Below are 18,240 nucleotides of genomic sequence, written 5' to 3'. Positions count from 1 at the left end.
ACTGCAACCATAACTTAAACTTATTGAGACATACATGACAAACTATAAGAACGTGTTCAGAGCCTTGATGCTTACTGGACTCATCAGTGTAGTCAGTTCCTGTAAATTTACCGAACTCGACATCAACAAAGATCCGAACCGTCCTGCTTCCGGATCACTGGCCCTGCTTATGCCGGTTGCTGAAAATGCAGCCATCAACGCATACGGAGCTGTAAACAGCAGTGCGATGGGTTTCGCGGGGCTATGGGGCGTTTCTGACTCGTATAACCTGAGTAACACCAGCTTCCAGGGCACATGGAACTCCGCCTACCAAAGTCTGCAAAGCATTGAAGAGATGCTGCGGGCCACAGAAGACGGTAAAAATCCGCGCTACCGTGGTATTGCGATGGTTCTGAAGGCCTATTCGATGGGAAACTACGTGGATATGTTCGGCGATATGCCTTACTCGGAGGCATGGCAAGGCAACGCTGCTACACCCAACAAATCGCCGAAGTTTGACAAAGACGCCGATATTTACGAAGCCCTGATTAAGCTTTGTGATCAGGCTGTGGCCGAGCTGGCCAAGGCTCAGCCGGTTGCGGTTGCCAACGATTATATGGGTGCCGGTAATGCAACTACCTGGACCCGGATCGCCCGGACCGTAAAGCTGCGTTTATTGCTGAACGCCCGTAAAGGCCGTGCCAATGGTAATGCTGAACTGAAAGCCGCTTTTGATGCCGGCGGATATATTACGACCGCTGCACAGAACTGGACGTACCTCTATTCGACGCAGGTATCGCCGGCGGATAACCGTCACCCGTGGTATTATACCTATGCCGGTGGTGGGGACCCGAACTATATCAACCACCAGTTGATGGGTGAAATGATCCTGAACAAAGACCCTCGTCTGCCTTTCTATTTCTATCGTCAGACATCGCGGGTACTGGATCCGAACAACTCAACTGACCGTGGCACCATTCCGTTTGGTGGTTCATACCTGCCCCTGCGGGATGCCTTTCTGTCAGAATATAAAACTGCATTTAACATAACGGGAGCCATTCCGACGGCTGACCTCCAGTATCTGGCAGGCTTCTTTGGCCGCGACCGCGCCGACGTATCCGGTGCACCGGCCGATGGTGCCTTACGGGCAACTCCCGGTGCCTATCCTGCCGGTGGCGTGTATTCAGACAGAAGTACAGCAGCCGTAGCGCTGACGGGCCAGGCCGCATTGAACTACGGTGGTAACGGGCAGTGGCCGATTATCAACAGCTGGAACACAAAATTCTGGCAGGTTGAGGCGATTCTGGACGGAACCGGCGTAACCGGCGATGCCCGTGCGCTGTTTGATGCCGCTATGCGTGAGCAGATCGCTGTTGTGGTTGCACAAGGCCTGAAATCTGATCCCAGCAAAGCTAAAGCACCGGCTACGACAGAAGTGGATGCGTATGTAAAAGCATGGCTTGACATGTATGATGCCGCGCCGTCTAATCAGGCCAAACTGAACGTAGTTGCTAAACAAATCTGGTTTGCTTCATGGGGCCAGGGCATGGAAATATGGAACCTGCAACGCCGGACGGGTTATCCGATTCAGGGTCAGTTCAAACAGTTCTCGGTAGGTATTCAGGCACCGATTTCGAAGCCTCCACGTCAGTATGCATTGCGTTTGCCTTATCCTCAGTCAGAAGGCGCGCTAAACCCGAACGCGTCAAAATACATTACCGATGTCGTGTTTGACCGCGATCCGCTATTCTGGGACAAAGTAAAGGTGAAGTGGGAATTCTAATTTTTACGGTACAATCTGGCCCCCGGCCGTAGGGGGCCAGCCATTACCAAACTAAAACAGCAATGAAAAAACTCTTTATATACTGTTTGTCGGCTGCTATTTCGTTGTTGATGAGCTGCCGTGATGAGTCACTTGACCCGAATAAAGCATGGGAACCAGGCGTACATGGGTTTGGCGTGTTTGATGGTATCTCTGAAGGAACCGCCGGCGGAACCGCAAAACCAAATATTGCGGCTAATGCTAAAAACTTCCCGCTGACAGGTCAGGATGCCGCTAAAATCGATTTTAAAATCCGTTGGGTGTCGCTGGATAACCAGTTGACTGTAAGCAAAATAGCGCTCAAGGTCGATATGATTGAGTCGTATACTGATCCGGATGGTAACCCGAAAACGGTCTCACTGGGTAACGGAGGGAAAGTATTCAAAACCATTGATGCACCTACCGGAAACCGCCAGTGGAACACCTTCTCGCTGTCGCCTAATGAAATTTATGCCTTGTTTAAAGACGCAACGGTTAAGTATGACAAGGTAAATGCGGTGAAGGTATTTGAAAATCCGGCTCGTCCTCGTCCGGCGGGTGCCCGTTTGCAGGGAGCGCAGGTAGTCAATGGCAAGACGGTTGCGAATGCCGATGCTTTTGTGCTGACATGGGAACTGACTACCACAAGTGGTCTGGTATTCAAGGTGTGGAACGAAGACAGTATCTGTCTTGACCCGACTCCTGTATCGCAGGCGAATGCAAACTGCCGTCTGAACTTTACTGTGAAATAAACCAATCATAGTGGAACAAAGGTTAAGCAGCAGCGGGATTCCCGCTGCTGCTTTTTTGTATATTTGACTACATGAGAGCAAGCCGTAACGTAAAGTGGATTATAGGCTGTATCCTGTTAGGCAGCAGCGCGCTTTTTGCCCAGATCCCTGTATACTACCAGCATGTAGAACCGATTATTACGAAAAACTGTGCGCAACCCTGCCATCATGCCGGCGGGGTCGGACCGTTCTCATTGATGAGCTATGAAGACGTATCGAAGCGGGGGAAATTCATTGCGAAAGTAACAGAGATCCGCTACATGCCGCCTTTCCCGGCCGACCGTTCCTTTCAGCATTATGCCAATGAGCGCGGATTAACAGAAGAAGAAATTACGACGATCCGGCAATGGGTTACCAACGGAATGCCCCGTGGCAACGCCGCCGCCCCCGCCCCCGCCCCCGTACGGGCGACCCCACGTGGTCGCCCAATCCCAGATGGTCGCCCAATCCCAGAGGATCGCCCAATCCCACGTGGTCGCCCAATCCCAGATGGTCGCCCACTAAAGGACGCATCCCGCCGGACTATGCGGTTCCGGATGTCGCGCCCCTATGCCATTAAGGGCGACGGCCGTGAAGACTTCCGGTACTTTCATGTTCCGATGAACCTGAAGGAGGATATCTGGGTCGAGGCTGTTGAGTTTATTCCCGGCAACCGCAAGCGGCTTCACCATAGCCGGTTGATGATTGACTCCACCGGTACCATGCAGGCAATTGACGGGATAGCGGAAGATGACCCGAAACTGCGCTTTTTTCAGCAGACCCCGCTGGCAGACGCCTTTCTGTATGGCTGGGTGCCGGGCAACGACAGGGTTAATTTCCCGGCAGGGACCGCCAAGCATATCAAGGCCGGCAGCGACCTGATTCTGAATATCCACTACGCTCCGTCGCCAGCGGACGAAACAGACCAGTCGGAGGTGATACTGCATCTGGCCCCTAAACCGGCGCAACATACCGTACAGACCCTGACGCTGACCGAAAACGATGTCACAAACCAGCCTTTTCTGCTGCCTGCGAATACTAAACCGACTTTTTTTGCCAAACACGGCCCGATACAGCAGGATATTCAGTTGATTTCGGTGCTGCCACATATGCACCTGCTTGGTAAAACGTTCCGGGCATTTGCCATTACGCCCGACGGGGAGGCGATCAATCTGATTAAAATTGATGACTGGGACTATAAATGGCAACTGACGTATCAGTTTAAAGAGCTCCTTACTGTACCGAAGGGATCGATTATCATTGCCGAAGGGCGCTATGATAACACCGCCCAAAACCCGCTTAACCCTAACAATCCGGTCAGAGACGTTGGCTACGGCTGGAACTCTACCGATGAAATGATGAACCTCGTCTTTTATTATATTGTAAAAAGCGAAAGAGCGGCGGGGGCTAAAGAGTGAAAGAGCGATGGGGGGCTTCAGTCAATGAGGCAGCCGATTGCCTCGGTTTTTGGGGTAAGGACAGGACGCCCGGCTAAGGCCGCATCCAGCGCATCCCGTAAGTAGTGCTGCGTAGGCTGGGGGCGATGCCTGCCCAGTGTGTAATACCAGTTATCAATAGCTCCCTGGTAATAAATCTGCCCTTTCTCATTCACAACAACAACCTCCGGTGTAATCTGTGCGTTTAATCGATGGGCCGTCTTCTTTTCAGGGTCAGAACGACCTTGAAAAGGTAGTTTGTACGTTTGCTGAAACGTGGCAATGATCTCAGCTGTATCCGTTGCCAGAGGGTAAACGGCTAGAAACGAAATGCCCTCAGGCGAATACAGACGGTGCAGTTCGGCCAGTCGTTTGGTGTATTGCTGACTAATCGGGCACTCTGTATTTAAAAAGACATAAACCGTAATTTTGGGAGACGAAAAGTTCAGCAGGCTCCACAGGCCTGTAAGCAAAAAAGCATAAAGAAGGGTAAAACGCATAGGTAAGACAGGCAGATTCGATAAGTAATTTACGCAGATTAAACCATAAAATACACTGGCTGATCTAAACGTTTAGACTGGGTAAACAAATGCTCCACAGACTAATGAAAAAGCAACTATATTGGATGTTGAGCGCTTTTCTGTTGCTATCGGTGACAGTGAATGCGCAGGTTGAGTATGTAACAGACCGCCCGAGGGTTGAAGATGTAAACGATCCGCAGGTAACCATCCGGCGGATCGAGCTCACGGATAAGTACACGGTTATTTACATGACCTTTCAGAGTGATAAGCAGCCGCGAAAACAGATGCAGCTGCCTCCCGGCTTTAAACTACCTCCGGGGTTTAAGCTGCCCGAACAGCAGGGTGACAATACAATTAACTTTGAGCCGGGGTCGCGGCTTTATGCCGATCAGGGGGCACGATCATTCAAATTTATTAAAGCGGAGAATATTCCGACAGAAAAGCGCCGGGACGTTGTCGCTGGTGAGCGGGTCGATTTTGCGGCTTACTTCGAGCGCCTTGATCCGGGAATTACTGTTTTTGACTTGTTTGAATGTAGTGACCGGCAGCGCCAGAATAGTACCTGTTTTAATTTCTGGGGGGTCCATGTCATTAATCCGAAAAAGCCGCCTGTCAGCAAACCGAAACCGGCAACCCCGACCCCGGCAAAACCACCGGTCCAGACCAAACCGGCCCCGGTAACACCCGCCCCCGTAGATACAGTTGTCGCTACCCCAACGCTGGCGCTGAAAGGGACTGTACTGGATCAGAAAACCAGAAAGCCGGTTGCGGCTACCATCAGTTACCGGCTGATTTCCGGAGCTGAGAGTACCGGCGGAGCCGCCGACTCTGTACGTACTCAGCCGGGCAACGGGCAGTTTGCGATTAATGCCGAAGCCTTGTCAGTGTATGCGTTGACGGTAACGGCGAAGGGGTATTTCGGGCAGACCGATACGGTCACCGTACTGAGGGTTGAGAAAGTCTATGATGTCAGTCTGGTGCCGATTGAAGCAGGCGCTAAAATTACCCTGAAAAATATCTATTTCAATGTGTCGAAATATGACCTGAAAACCGAGTCGTTTCCGGAGCTGGACCGGTTGGTAAAGGTAATGCGGGAGAACCCGGCTATGGCCATTCGCCTGGAAGGGCATACGGATATCCTGGGCGACTTTGACGCCAACGTTGAACTGTCGCGGAACCGGGTTAATGAAGTGAAGCGCTATCTGGTGCAGAAAGGCATTACCCCCGACCGGATTGAAACGATTGGCTATGGCCCGTCGCGGCCGATCAATACGAATAAGAGCCTGAAAGAACGCCCTGAAAACCGCCGTGTCGAAATGGTGGTTATCAAGGTGTGAAAGATAACATCGATATAACCAGCCTGTTTGCCCGGATCGAAGAAGCCGTACGACCGTTTCCGAAAGCGGCCATGTTTGATCTGGCCGACCGGGGGTATAATACTGTTTTCGAACAGCTCATGTCCTGCATTATTTCGATCCGGACCTTAGATGAAACAACTATACCCGTTTCGCTGCGGCTGTTTGAGCGCGCCAGAACACCTGAACAACTGCTGAAACTAGATGTGGAAACCCTCACGCGGCTGCTATTCGGAACAACCTATCCCGACCAGAAAGCGTATACCATGCTTGGTATCGCCCGCCGCGTTGTCGATGAGTTTGCAGGACAGATTCCTGCCGGCTACGCTACCTTAACATCGTTTAAGGGCGTTGGACCGAAGTGCGCTAACCTGACGCTCGGAGTGGCTACAGGGCAGGCCGCCATCAGTGTGGATGTCCATGTGCATCGCGTAGTTAACCGCTGGGGTTTTGTGTATACCAGACAACCCGAACAAACGTTAAAGATACTGGAAGACCGCATCCCGCGTGACCGGTGGATAGACGTAAACCGGTTGCTTATGCCTTTTGGTAAGTATATTTGTACAGGCCCGCTGCCACACTGCTCCACTTGCCCTGTATTTGCTGAGTGCGAGCGTGTTGGTGTGGTGAAGTATCAGTAGCCTCCGGAGACGGATGTGGTCATAACCTGCTTCCTGTAATGCATACAAAAAATCTATGAAATTCGTAAACCGTCAAATTAGTGCCTGGGTTGGTCTGTGGATGATCCTGTTGGTCGCATCGTGTACGCCCAAAGATCCGAATCCAACCAACACCTATCTGGTAAGCAGTGAAAAAATCACCCAGCTGACCAAAGAACAGATCATTACACAGATTACGCAGTCCGGCCTGGCCGGCGGTGTTCCGGTGAGTGCCTTCATTCAGAACGGATGTACGGTTTACCGGCTGACGTATCACACCAAAAACACCGATGGCACGGCCATTGATGCGTCGGGGCTGGTGTTAGTGCCGGATCGTTCGGGTGCGTTATCGATGATGAGCGTGCAGCATGGGACCATAACCACCAACAGTCAGGCTCCGTCTGTTTTTACGGCAGGGACGGAAGCTACGTTGGTAGGTCCGTTTGCGGCCGCGCTGGGGTACATTGTTGTCTATCCGGATTATCTGGGTTACGGGGCGAGCCAACAGACAGAACATCCGTATGAGCACCGCGAAAGCCTGGGAGCAACCAGCCTGGATATGCTCATGGCTGCTAAAGAGTTTGTGGCAACCAACGGCGTAAGCTGGAATAACAAACTGTACATCGCCGGTTATTCGGAAGGGGGCTTTGCGACGATGGCGCTTCAGCAGAAACTGGAGCAGCTGACCAACAGTCCGTTCCAGCTTAAAGCATCGAGCTGTGGGTCAGGAGCGTATGACAAAACGAGTTTTACGAAGTATCTGATCAACAATACAACCTCAGGGGCGCCTTCAGCCAATAGCCTGTATATTTGGGTGCTGACGACCTATAACCGGTTGTATAACCTGAAGCGGCCGATGACCGATTTCTTTAAAGAACCATATGCCACTCAGATTCAGAATCAGGGGCGGGCAGCATCGGTCGGCGTAAGCCTGAATACCATCATTACCGACAGCTTTAAAAAAGGGCTTAACGATGGTTCGGATACCGGTTTCCTGAATGCCCTGAAAGATAATGATGCCTATACCTTCGTACCGAAAACACCGACGTTACTAACCCACGGAACGAGCGATCAGCTGGTATTCTATCTGAACTCGGAAAATGCGTATAATGCCATGAAGGCCAAAGGTGCGACAAATGTTACGTTCACACCGTTTCCCGGTAAAGGTCATGACACGGCTCTGCCGGACTTCTTACTGGCAACCATTCAGTTTTTCAGTGCGAATCCTTAAGGATGTGTCAACACGGGCAAAAAGGCCAGTCTTCATGACTGGCCTTTTTGCTATATATTAATAAACCCTTGGAAACGTTATCGACAAAAAAGAATATCTTGCCCCAAAAATCATCCACGATCTATTAGTCGCACCGTATGTCTGTCAACTTTATAAAACCGCACCGGTTTGTTGTTGCTTTTCTATGCTGTTTCTTATGGGCAGGTATCTCCAGGAGCCAGAACGATAACAGCAAGGTTACTGAACCAAACGTCAGATTCGGCAAGATCGATCCCGCCGGGTTTTCACAAAAGTCAGCACTGCACGATTCGACGGCTGAAGCCGTTGTGCTCTATGAACGCGGAGATGTTCATTTCTCCATGGCCGGAAACGATATTCAGATCGTACTGGAATATCAAACCCGTATTAAAATTCTGCGGAAAGCCGGTTATGACCGGGCAACGGTGGAAATTCCGCTCCTGAAAGCTAAAAGCGGCCCTGCCGAATTTGTCAGTAATATTGAAGGATTCACCTACAATGAATCAGGCGGAACAATCCAGACCGACAAGCTTACTAAAGAAGGGATATTCACCGAAAAGGTATCGGGCGAGCTTTCTATTCAGAAATTTACGCTGCCTGATGTGCGTGAAGGCTCAGTTATTGAATACCGCTATCGGCTGACAACCCCGTTTTCGGTTAACCATAACCCACGGACATGGAAATTTCAGCAGCGGATACCGGTAGCCTGGAGCGAGTACCGGATCAATGTCCATGACTATTTTTACTACAAAATGATCATGGGCGGTTATCTGAGGCTGGCAATCAATGAAAATCAGCCCGGTACCCAGTCTTACCGGTTTGTGGTGCAGAATGCACCGGCATTCCGTGATGAAGCCTTTATTACTACCCCGAATGACTATATCTCCAAGATTGATTTTGAGCTGGCGAGTTATTCCATTCCGGGGGCTTTCCCGCATAAGATATCGGTAAGCTGGCCCGATATGGATAAAACCCTGCTGGCCGAAAATATCTTTTCAGGGCAGCTTAACGGGCAGCACAGCTTTCTGAAAGATGCCGCCAGGGCGATCATAAAGACGAACCCTGATACCTTATCAAGGCTACAGGCGGCTTGCCGGTTCATTAACTCACAGGTTGTCTGGGATAAGTCGAACAGCTTTTATTCGTACAACATCCGGAAGGCGTTCGAAGACCGCAAAGGTGACGCAGGTGACATTAACCTGATGCTGATTGCGCTGCTGCGTCAGATGGATTTGCCGGCAAATCCGGTTATTCTGAGTACGCGTTCACACGGGCACATTATGGAAGAGTATGCGTTGCTGCGTCAGTTTAATTATGTGGTGGCGCATGTGATGGTAAACGGAAAGGATATGCTGCTGGACGCGACAGATCCGTTTCTGAAAACGGGTATGTTGCCTTTCGAATGCCTGAACGGACACGGACGTCTGGTCGTTGGCCGCGATAGCCGGTTTTTACCAATCATACCCGCCGAAAGGGAAACGGAAGTGGCAGGCGGGACGTTCACCATCAGCGCTGAAGGTGACGTGAAAGGTGTTCTGAAAAAAACAAATAACGGGTATAGCGGCCTGAAACACCGCAGACAGTATGTGGTCGACGGAGAGGCCGGATACCTCGAAAATATCCGCAGGAACCGGCCGGCATGGCAGATAACCAGTGTTGAGTTTAATAACGTCAAAGAGGTTGAAAAAGGGTTTGAGGCAAATTACACGCTGGAGATCCCGGAAGCTTGTCAGCGGGCCGGTGACCGTATGTACATCAAGCCGATGTTGACAGAAGCACGGTTCAGTAATCCGTTTAAAGAGCCGGAGCGGTTGTTTCCGGTAGATATGGGCGTGCCGATGGAAGAAACATACTTCAGTACATTTACCCTGCCTGCCGGTTATGAAGTAGAAGAAGCGCCAAAACCAATGGTGATGTCATTGCCCGAAAACGAAGGCCGGTTTACGTATCAGGTAACGGTTGAGGGCAACCGGTTTACGGTTACCTCCCGCATGCTGTTGCGGAAAGCCCGGTTTTATGCAGAGCAGTACCATGTGCTGCGTGAGTTTTTTGACAAGGTAGTTGCCAAACAGGCAGAACAGGTCGTTATCAAGCGAACCGGCCCTGTGGCAGAGAAGAAATAACACCACCAAAGCCATGAACGTATACCCGTTTCGTTACCTGCTGTTGGCAGGGGCGTTGTCGGCCGTTGCTCCTGCATGGAGTCAGGACGAATATAAGGCATCGGCCATACCGGAACCGTTGAAAGTAAAAGCCCATGCCGTTGTCCGGCGTTCGGAAACGGTTTACACCGTTAAGTCATTGGGCGAAGCGGTAGAACAGACCCATACCATCATCACGATTCTGGATAAGGAAGGCGATTCGCATGCCAGCCTTCGGGTGCCTTATGATAAACTGTCAAAGGTGAACGAGATCGAAGGGGTGTTGTATGATGCTGCGGGCAAACTGATCAAGAAACTGCGGAAAAATGAGATTGTCGATTATAGTGCGATGGATGATGCCACGCTCTACAGCGATAACCGGATGAAAATTGCGCAGTTCCCGAATCAGCGCAGTTATCCCTACACTGTTGAATTTACCGTTGAACAGACAAGCCGGAACCTGATGTTTTATCCGCAATGGGCGCCTCAGGCCGATGAGTACCTGTCTGTTGAACAGGCATCGTTTCTGGTTGATATGCCGAAGGGACAGGCGTTGCGGTACAAGGAATACAACGTGGCTAATCCGGCAAAAATCGACGATCAGGGTGACCGGACGCGCTACCAATGGTCGGTAACGAATCTGTTGCCGGTTGAAGAAGAGCCGTTTTCGCCGGATGCCCGGGCGTTTTTGCCGATGGTACTGACTGCTCCGACGGAACTGGAGGTACAGGGGTATGAAGGTAAATTGCAGACCTGGGAAGACATTGGCCGGTTTTACTATCGCCTCAACAAAGACCGTGATGTGATTCCCGACGAACTCCGGCAACAGATTATTCAGCTGACGGCCAGCGAGCAGACAACGGCCGGTAAAGTGGCTAAAGTATATGCTTTTTTACAGAACCAGACGCGGTATGTCAGCGTGCAGCTGGGCATTGGCGGCTGGCAGACTATCGAAGCCGGCAAGGTTGCCGCCAATAAATACGGCGACTGCAAAGCATTGTCGAACTACGCCAAAGCAATGCTGAAGGCGATTCATATCCCGGCTTACGAAACCATTATCAGAGCCGGGAAGCAAACGGCAGATATTCATACCGATTTTCCGGGGTTTCAGTTTAATCACGTGATTCTGTGTGTGCCCGATGGGCGCGACACGCTTTGGCTGGAGTGCACGAGCCAGCATAACCCGTTTGGTTATATGGGTACATTCACAGGAGGGCGCCACGCGTTGCTGGTTTTGCCTGACGGGGGGAAACTCGTTATGACGCCAACCTACAAAGCGGCCGATAATGTCCAGCACCGGCATATCCGGATCACACTCATGGAAGATGGTGAAGCAAAGGCTGAGGTGTCAAGTGCGTATACCGGTATTCAGCAGGAGTCATATTTTGAGGCGATGAACTACATGAGCCAGGCCGACCAACGGAGCTGGGTGATAAAAAGGGTGCAGATACCCGCGTTTGAACTGGAAAACTACGCATTTAAGGCCGAGCCCAAACGCATTCCTGTTGTACACGAAAAGCTGTCGCTGCACGTGCGCCGGTGGGGAAATCCCAGCGGAACGCGGTTGTTTGTGCCCCTCAACCTGATGTCGCATCTGCCGGCAGTAACGCCGATGGATAAGCCGAGAAAGTTTGCGCTGATGCTGGGTCGTGAGTACGAATTTGAGGATGCCGATACCATTACGTATCAGCTGCCCAAAGGCTATGTGCCGGAGTTTATGCTGGAGCCGTTGGCCATCGAATCGAAGTTTGGCCGCTATGCCGTTGCGGCCACGGTAAAGGGCGAAACGCTGGTGTATACCCGCAAAGTAACCATGCACAGCGGTCGTTATCCGGCTGCTGCCTATACCGAGTGGGTCGACTTCCGGAAGAAAATTGCCAGGGCCGATCGGGCCCAAATGGTGTTTATTAAGAAATAATAACCGCAGAATCAGATTCTTTGGATAAACCAAAGGCAAATTGGCTTGTCAAAGATGACGTAAACACTACTTTCGTGGTGCCGATACGGCTAAAATTCGACATAGACGCATGAAACGATTTATTTTGCTGGCAGTGGCCATGCTGCCTTTGCTCTTAAGCCAATGTGGCGTTAATAAACAGGTTTCGCAGGCCAAAGCGCTCGGCGACTGCCGGTATTCCATAGTCTCGGCAGACTCTATTTTTGTGGCGGGCTATGATGTGCGCCAGTTCCGTAATCCGGAAGAGCTGAATCCGCTGAAATATCCGCGGATTGCCAGCGGGATTTTAACGCGCAGTGTACCGCTGGATGCCCGGATTAATCTCGATGTGCTGAACCCGACAAACCGGCTGGCGGCCATTAATCAGCTGGAATACAAAATCATTCTGGCCGGCACGGAGCTGTTCAGTGGGTTCCTCAATCAGCGTATTGAAGTACAGCCCGGTGGCGGCCGTACCCGCGTACCGGTCAGGGTAAATGCCAATGCCTACCAGTTGCTGACCGATCCGAAAACCCGCGACGCCTTTACGGAATTTCTGGGGAATCTGGCTGGTTCGGCCAATACCAAACCGACCAAGCTGACAATTAAAATCAAACCTACCCTGGATCTGGCCGGCAAACAGGTGAATTATCCCGGTTATATCACCATTGACCAGGAGGTAACAAACAAGATTTTGTTAGGCCAGTAACATACATCACCGGTTAGTGAAGCCTGTGCTCCTGTGAGTACAGGCTTTTTTATTAACACAATGTTAAGTTGATTAATAAATGTAAAAATAGTTAAAATGCTTATAATGAATTGTTTATATTTTTGTTGTGAATTTCCAATGTTAAGTTTTTAGTCATTTCTTAACATTGGCTTAACATTGCGGCGGCTTTTTAGTAATATTGTACAGACGCCCGAACACATGGTGCGGGTTGAATCAGCCATATAAAAACATAAAAAAGACATGAAAAAAGTACTCGCTCTAACTGGTTGCATGGTATTATTGATGGCAGGCGCGTATGCCACTCCGCGGCATACACCCGTGAAAAATGCGGAGCCGAAAGAGGCAAAGGCAATGCTGGAAAAGCAGTTGTCAACGTATATTTCGTGTCCTGAAGAATTACAGCAAACAAATCGTAACGGTGTGGTCGTGATCCAGTTCAATGTGAGCGACGAAGGCCGTATTTCAAAACTGGTTGTTCACTCAGGTAATGAGGCCGTGAATACCAATTTGATCAAGCAGCTTACCGGTCGTAAGGTCAACCTCCCTGATGTAGATCCCGAGCATACCTATACGGCCCGTCTGCATTTTAACGTAGAAAAATAAACCATGAACGATGCCAGGCAAAAGGAGTAAGATCAGTAGTTTCGGAAAACACGCTGGTCTTACTCCTTCTTTTTTTACATAATCTGGTGCCCGACAAACTGAGCTCCGTTGTCAAGGATCAATCCACCCCGACGGTACCCCAGTCCGCAGGCTTCTCCTGCAAAGAAAACCCCCGCCTGATAGGTATTACCGGCCTCATCGGTATTCAGCCCGGTATACGCCTGATAAATCTTCGGATAGTCGCCATACTCACCCTCAACGGCAAGCCGCTGACTACCGTCTGCTTCCAGAATCCTGACATTAGCCCCTTCGCGGCCAAACAAGACTTTTTCGACCATCGGTTTACCGGTCAGGGGCGTTGTACTGGTTTCGAGCAGCAACGGATGATTGGGGAACAGCTCCCATAATACTTTCAGAATGTATTTCGTCTGAAACAGCAGGGTATAGGCCGGATTCAGAACAATCACTTTGCGGTTGCGAACGGCTTCGGTCAGTATGGTGGTCAGTTCCGGTTCTTCTTCAGCAATATACTCCCAGGGAACGAGCTTAAACCAGTAATCGTAACGAACAAATTGTCCGCTGAAGCTGTCCTGCCGGAATACCCCGTCGGTTGCCGAAAACTCAACGTCATCGATATAGGCAAACGCTACATCAAAACCCGCTTCCCGTGCCGCCTCGCCCAACACAGCCACGTTGGCATCGTCTTCGGGCGAATCGCGCATGGCCGACAGCAACAGGCTTGGGTCCATATCCGGATTTTGCTGGCGCAGATACCGGAACTGGCTAACCAGTGTTTCGTATACGGCGTTGAATTGTTGCTTTTCGTCGAGCTTGTTGGCTTTCAGGTGCGCATACTGCACAACGGCCGTCTCCGGAATACAGGTCGCTGTGTCGGCATTGAACTCAAGCAGTTTGATGGGCTTGTAGTCTATACCCCCCGCCAGATCGAAGCGCCCGTACAGATGAATATGCCGGTCGTCGTCCCATGTATAGCGGATAAGGTCGGTCAGATTAGCCGGAATCCCCGCCTCCTGAAACCGGTTCTGGTCAATAATATGCTGCCCGGCCCGTACATACATGGCAAACAGCTCATTGGCAGCTTCGTAGTACGCGTCGGCCTCTTGCGGCGAGACAACCACCTGTTCGTTGACAAGGTAGGGCAATGTGTCGGTGCCCAGCATCCAGTCCCAGCCAATGGTATGCACTTGCTGGTCAGGGCCGGAAGCCATTTTTCGTGTTAAAATCATGTTGGTGGAAAGAAGGTTATGACGAGAAACCACGGCTCATACGGCTGAAAAAACCGCTGCGGCCACCGGATGGACGGCTGCTGCTCACCCGTGAGGTCCGTACACTTTCGCGGACGCGGCTGCTTTGCTCATACACCCGCGGGCTGCTGTAAAAACCGGAGCTATACCGCCGTTCGTCGTCGCGGTACCGAGGCGCCGTTGACCGGCCAATCATATAGCCCAGGCCACCCCAAAGCAGTGCATTGGCCAGGCCATTGCTGTGATGGGTATGATACGACGACGGATTATTGAAATACGTACGGGTCGACGGATCGCTCTGAACCAGCCTTCGGGCCGCCTCAACGCTCAGCGTATCACGGTGCCCGTCGTGATAGTTAACAATCGCACCGGCTTTTGACGGATCGACCTGTACTTCGTCGGTAATCCGGAAATTGCCCGGAGAGTTTTCAGTAATGTAGGTCAAAACACCGTTACCGAAACGCTCCGATGATCCCGACGATTCATAGTTTGAATCACGGTTCTCGTCACGGTTATTACCGCAGCTTTGCAGCATAACAGCATTGCTGAGCAGGGCCAGGCTAAGGGTTGTCCCAATCGAAATGTCTTTAATCTGGCGGATGATCGCCCTACGGCGCAGAGGTGTCATAGTTTTAAGGAATCGTTATACTGCTAAACTACCGGATTAAGGCAGGGGTTGCAAGCAATTAGGGATGAACATGGCCGGTAGATGGCCGGACGGTTGAAAATAGTGTTGATTATCAGTCTGGAAAGTAACTGAAAAAGAAAACCCTTCCGCTGTCTGAGCAGGGAAGGGTCATTTTATAGCGAGAGAATAAATGCTGTGTTTACTTAGAAGACCCGGTTCCGGTTACCGAACAGGAACGTCAGGCCGGCCGAAATACTAACAAACGAAATGGGTTTCATGCTCGAATACGTCGCTGTCTGTTCGCGGTCGAAGCCAGAGGAACTGGAGGTCGTCATTTCGCTGAATGTAACCTTTGAGTGGCTATAGTCGGTATTGACCTGTAAGGCAAAGCTCGTACCTAAGCGGTAGCGAACCGTCAGTCCGGTTCCGTATGCCGTTGCTTTCGACAAGGCCGAGTTGGTTCGGACCGCGATCGGAATATCGGCAAAGCTGCCTTCCATCGACGTGGCTGGACAGGTGGCCGTCAACTGACCGGCAAGGGCACGAACATCAATGGTAAACAACCTAACCGGAATGCTTACATAAGGTCCCGCCATGACAGTACTCAATGACCACTGCCCGGCTTTCGCTGACCACGAGGTGCCATCGGCCTTATAAACCAGGTCCAGCATACCCGAAGCATCCATTTGGTTACGGGTACGTTCATACCGAACCATCAGACCTACCGGCCCTACTACGCGGTAACCTGCTGAAGCATTGCTGGTAAACCCTTTAAGGGCCATGCCAGCCAGATCATTCTGAGATGATTTACTGCTAAAGTTTCCTGTTGGCAAGCTCACCCCTCCGTTCACGTTCAAAAATCCGTTTTTGCTTTGGTGGTTCAAAATGAACGCTTTCTGCGCATACAACTGACCGCCAACCAACAAACCAATACCAATAAGTACAATCCGTTTCATACCTGATTCTGTCTTTACATCTCTGAGCTAAGGCTGATTAGCTGAATCAGTACAAATACAATGCCACATTTAAAAAAACCTTTCGTAATCAGAGAGGTTTATATAATCAGATACTTAGTTACTATCAGAATCTGTTACTGGTCGTGCTGCCGGTTGCTAATGGTGTTGTATTCAACCCGAATGCAGACTAATCAGGATCTCAGCAACAAACAGGAACAAAAACTAAGTGTCGTTAAATCATCAACGTTATGCCAAATTCATCAGCCCTTTCCGATGGCGCTCAGCAGGCCAATATGGTCTCAAATGAAAACGCCGAATCAATGTACGGTGCCGATCAGGCCGAAACCAATATGGTAAAACTGGTCGATGGACGATTGCAGCCTATTGGCGACACAAGCGACGATGTGCAGGACGAACAGCTCCGGAATCGCTACAGCAGCGATGAAGAGCGTGCCTTGCAAAGTTTTGACGAAAACTCAGAGGATACTTCATACGAGCGTTCGGCGGCGGCCCTGCGGGTTGGTAACGGGTTTGAACAAACCGAAAACGATTCGGATGAGCCGCGCATCGCCGAAGATGGGATTACAGACAATCCGGAAGCAGGAGCAACGGTTCAGGCCGGCAACGAGCAGGATGTTACGCCGACTGCCGGTTTCTGGACGATAAACAGTACCATGCCGGTGCGGGGGGACATGATACCGCCGTCACCATCACCGTCGGTACCGGATCCGAACAACCCGGTTCCTCCTTCTCCGGATACACCGCAGCCTCCGGTGCCGCATGACCCGCAACCGGAGTTGCCGACACCGAACCCGATGCCAAACACCGAGCCTGAAATTCAGGACCCAACCCAGCCCGGGCGTTCACATGAGATAAATGCCGTTGCCGCCGCCACCACTGGTGATGTGACGTTTACGTCGACTTATTTCGGTATTGAACTGCCGGGGAAGGCAATCCCGAAAAATAACCCGCCCGCCGACCACGACGAGATTAAGCCTGTCAGGGTAAAGCCGGGAGAGGCGTTAACCGGAAATACCATGATTCCGGGTATGGAGGACGAAGGTATGGAGGAAGATCCGGCAACCGGTGACTCTTCACATCCCTACGAGGTCGATGCGCATATACCGACCGGCTACCAGTCATCTGAACGGCCACAGGAAGCCGCCCAGCTCCAGACACAACCTCGTGAGATGCTCGATGAAGCATCGGTAAAGAAGGCGGATATGGATGAAGATCCGGACGTTTCGCCTGCAGACGGTAAGTCAACCGACAATCTGGACCGGAATTATAACGATCCGGAAATAGCCCGCGAAATGGCGACATAGTCGTATCCGATAAATAATTAGTAGATAGGGTTGAAACCCTGCGTGAAAGAGCATAAATTTTGGCTCTGAAGCGTAGGGTTTCAACCCTATATTCTTTTATATCAAACCAAATCCAATAGACCGATGAAACGACTTTCTTTCCTGATTTCGGGCGTAATGGCAGGGGCTGTACTTATTGCAGCCACTACAGCCACTAAACCCGGTAAATGGACGACGCTTTTTGATGGAAAAGAGATTAAAGGCTGGCACAGCTATCACAAAGACAAGGTAGTAGGCTGGTCGGTAGAAGATGGCGCGCTGACGCCGGACGGTACCGGTGGTGACCTGGTCACGGATAAAGAATACGAAAACTTCGATCTGGAGTTTGAGTTTAAGATTCCGCCAAAAAGCAACAGCGGCGTGGTGTATAAAGTGATTGACGATCCGCAGATCAAGTCGACGTATATGTCTGGTCCTGAATTTCAGGTGATTGATGATAAGGGCTATCCGCTGGGCAATGGGGCTAAGCTGAAAGGGAGTCAGCTGACCGGGGCCAATTACGATATTTATGAGCCGGCCGACCTGACAGCGGTGAAGCCCGCCGGCGAGTGGAACAAAGGCCGGATTGTGGTAGAGAAAAATCATATACAGCACTTCGTGAACGGTAAAAAGGTAGTCGATTACGAGTATGGCACCGATAAATGGAAGGCTGATGTGGCGAAGAGTAAGTTTGCCAGCTGGCCTTACGCCACGGCTCACGCCAAGGGTAAAATTGCCCTGCAAAACCATAGCCCGGACGAAAAGGTCTGGTATCGTAACATCCGCATCCGCGAATTGTAGTCCTGTAAAACGGAATGATATTCCGTTCTGTGCATGAAAAACATAGAACGGAATATCATTCCGTTTT

The 18,240-nt window shown here is 50.9% G+C and carries 16 protein-coding genes; 12 read left to right on the top strand and 4 right to left on the bottom strand.

What is annotated here, in order from left to right; translation table 11 throughout:
* Positions 1 to 34 precede the first annotated feature (34 nt).
* The 3 genes from BLX24_RS12325 to BLX24_RS12315 all read left to right on the top strand — a co-directional run bounded on the left by BLX24_RS12325 (position 35) and on the right by BLX24_RS12315 (position 3,968).
* Complete coding sequence (locus BLX24_RS12325) at positions 35 to 1,762, top strand: SusD/RagB family nutrient-binding outer membrane lipoprotein (protein ID WP_071503442.1); 1,728 nt, start codon at positions 35 to 37, stop codon at positions 1,760 to 1,762.
* 62 nt (positions 1,763 to 1,824) lie between these two features.
* Positions 1,825 to 2,532: a hypothetical protein gene (locus BLX24_RS12320; protein ID WP_071503441.1), complete on the top strand. Its 708-nt coding sequence runs from the start codon at positions 1,825 to 1,827 to the stop codon at positions 2,530 to 2,532.
* A 71-nt stretch (positions 2,533 to 2,603) separates the two neighbouring features.
* The gene (locus BLX24_RS12315; protein ID WP_071503440.1) at positions 2,604 to 3,968 is read left to right on the top strand and encodes a monooxygenase; all 1,365 of its coding nucleotides are present in this window, start codon (positions 2,604 to 2,606) and stop codon (positions 3,966 to 3,968) included.
* A 17-nt stretch (positions 3,969 to 3,985) separates the two neighbouring features.
* On the opposite strand, the gene BLX24_RS12310 is transcribed toward BLX24_RS12315, so the two are convergent.
* Positions 3,986 to 4,486 (bottom strand): thioredoxin-like domain-containing protein, encoded by a 501-nt coding sequence (locus BLX24_RS12310; RefSeq protein ID WP_083421940.1) that lies wholly within the window; start codon positions 4,484 to 4,486, stop codon positions 3,986 to 3,988.
* A gap of 104 nt (positions 4,487 to 4,590) precedes the next feature.
* On the opposite strand from BLX24_RS12310, the gene BLX24_RS12305 reads away from it, so the two are divergent.
* The 7 genes from BLX24_RS12305 (at position 4,591) to BLX24_RS12275 (ending at position 13,180) form a co-directional block, all read left to right on the top strand.
* On the top strand, positions 4,591 to 5,844 hold the full coding sequence (locus tag BLX24_RS12305; RefSeq protein ID WP_071503439.1) for an OmpA family protein: 1,254 nt from the start codon (positions 4,591 to 4,593) through the stop codon (positions 5,842 to 5,844).
* Positions 5,841 to 6,503 carry an endonuclease III domain-containing protein gene (locus BLX24_RS12300; protein WP_071503438.1) on the top strand — a complete coding sequence of 221 codons (663 nt, stop codon included), beginning with the start codon at positions 5,841 to 5,843 and terminating at the stop codon, positions 6,501 to 6,503. The genes BLX24_RS12305 and BLX24_RS12300 overlap by 4 nt, the downstream gene beginning before the upstream one ends.
* A 55-nt stretch (positions 6,504 to 6,558) precedes the next feature.
* Entirely contained in the window at positions 6,559 to 7,752 is a 1,194-nt protein-coding gene (locus tag BLX24_RS12295; protein ID WP_071503437.1) for an alpha/beta hydrolase family protein, read from the top strand.
* 137 nt (positions 7,753 to 7,889) lie between these two features.
* Positions 7,890 to 9,893 carry a DUF3858 domain-containing protein gene (locus BLX24_RS12290; RefSeq protein ID WP_071503436.1) on the top strand — a complete coding sequence of 668 codons (2,004 nt, stop codon included), beginning with the start codon at positions 7,890 to 7,892 and terminating at the stop codon, positions 9,891 to 9,893.
* A gap of 13 nt (positions 9,894 to 9,906) precedes the next feature.
* On the top strand, positions 9,907 to 11,829 hold the full coding sequence (locus BLX24_RS12285) for a DUF3857 domain-containing protein (RefSeq protein ID WP_083421939.1): 1,923 nt from the start codon (positions 9,907 to 9,909) through the stop codon (positions 11,827 to 11,829).
* Between the two features lie 109 nt (positions 11,830 to 11,938).
* Positions 11,939 to 12,556, top strand: coding sequence for an LEA/WHy family protein (locus tag BLX24_RS12280; protein ID WP_071503435.1), 618 nt, complete (start codon positions 11,939 to 11,941; stop codon positions 12,554 to 12,556).
* Positions 12,557 to 12,817: 261 nt separating this feature from the next.
* The gene (locus BLX24_RS12275; protein ID WP_071503434.1) at positions 12,818 to 13,180 is read left to right on the top strand and encodes a TonB C-terminal domain-containing protein; all 363 of its coding nucleotides are present in this window, start codon (positions 12,818 to 12,820) and stop codon (positions 13,178 to 13,180) included.
* Between the two features lie 74 nt (positions 13,181 to 13,254).
* Here the strand turns inward: BLX24_RS12275 and BLX24_RS12270 are convergent, their stop codons facing one another.
* The 3 genes from BLX24_RS12270 to BLX24_RS12260 all read right to left on the bottom strand — a co-directional run bounded on the left by BLX24_RS12270 (position 13,255) and on the right by BLX24_RS12260 (position 16,029).
* Complete coding sequence (locus BLX24_RS12270; RefSeq protein WP_071503433.1) at positions 13,255 to 14,427, bottom strand: glutathionylspermidine synthase family protein; 1,173 nt, start codon at positions 14,425 to 14,427, stop codon at positions 13,255 to 13,257.
* A gap of 16 nt (positions 14,428 to 14,443) precedes the next feature.
* On the bottom strand, positions 14,444 to 15,073 hold the full coding sequence (locus tag BLX24_RS12265; RefSeq protein WP_071503432.1) for a Cj0371 family chemotaxis-regulating polar lipoprotein: 630 nt from the start codon (positions 15,071 to 15,073) through the stop codon (positions 14,444 to 14,446).
* Positions 15,074 to 15,276: 203 nt separating this feature from the next.
* Positions 15,277 to 16,029 carry a hypothetical protein gene (locus tag BLX24_RS12260; RefSeq protein ID WP_071503431.1) on the bottom strand — a complete coding sequence of 251 codons (753 nt, stop codon included), beginning with the start codon at positions 16,027 to 16,029 and terminating at the stop codon, positions 15,277 to 15,279.
* Positions 16,030 to 16,277: 248 nt separating this feature from the next.
* Here BLX24_RS12260 and BLX24_RS12255 point away from each other — a divergent pair, with 248 nt between their 5' ends.
* A complete protein-coding gene (locus BLX24_RS12255) occupies positions 16,278 to 17,354 on the top strand; it encodes a hypothetical protein (RefSeq protein ID WP_071503430.1) in 1,077 nt (358 codons plus the stop codon).
* A gap of 123 nt (positions 17,355 to 17,477) precedes the next feature.
* Positions 17,478 to 18,173 (top strand): 3-keto-disaccharide hydrolase, encoded by a 696-nt coding sequence (locus BLX24_RS12250; RefSeq protein ID WP_071503429.1) that lies wholly within the window; start codon positions 17,478 to 17,480, stop codon positions 18,171 to 18,173.
* Positions 18,174 to 18,240: the final 67 nt, after the last annotated feature.

Source organism: Arsenicibacter rosenii (assembly GCF_001870735.1).
GTDB classification, from domain to species: domain Bacteria; phylum Bacteroidota; class Bacteroidia; order Cytophagales; family Spirosomataceae; genus Arsenicibacter; species Arsenicibacter rosenii.
This window is presented reverse-complemented; position numbering and strand designations above follow the sequence as displayed.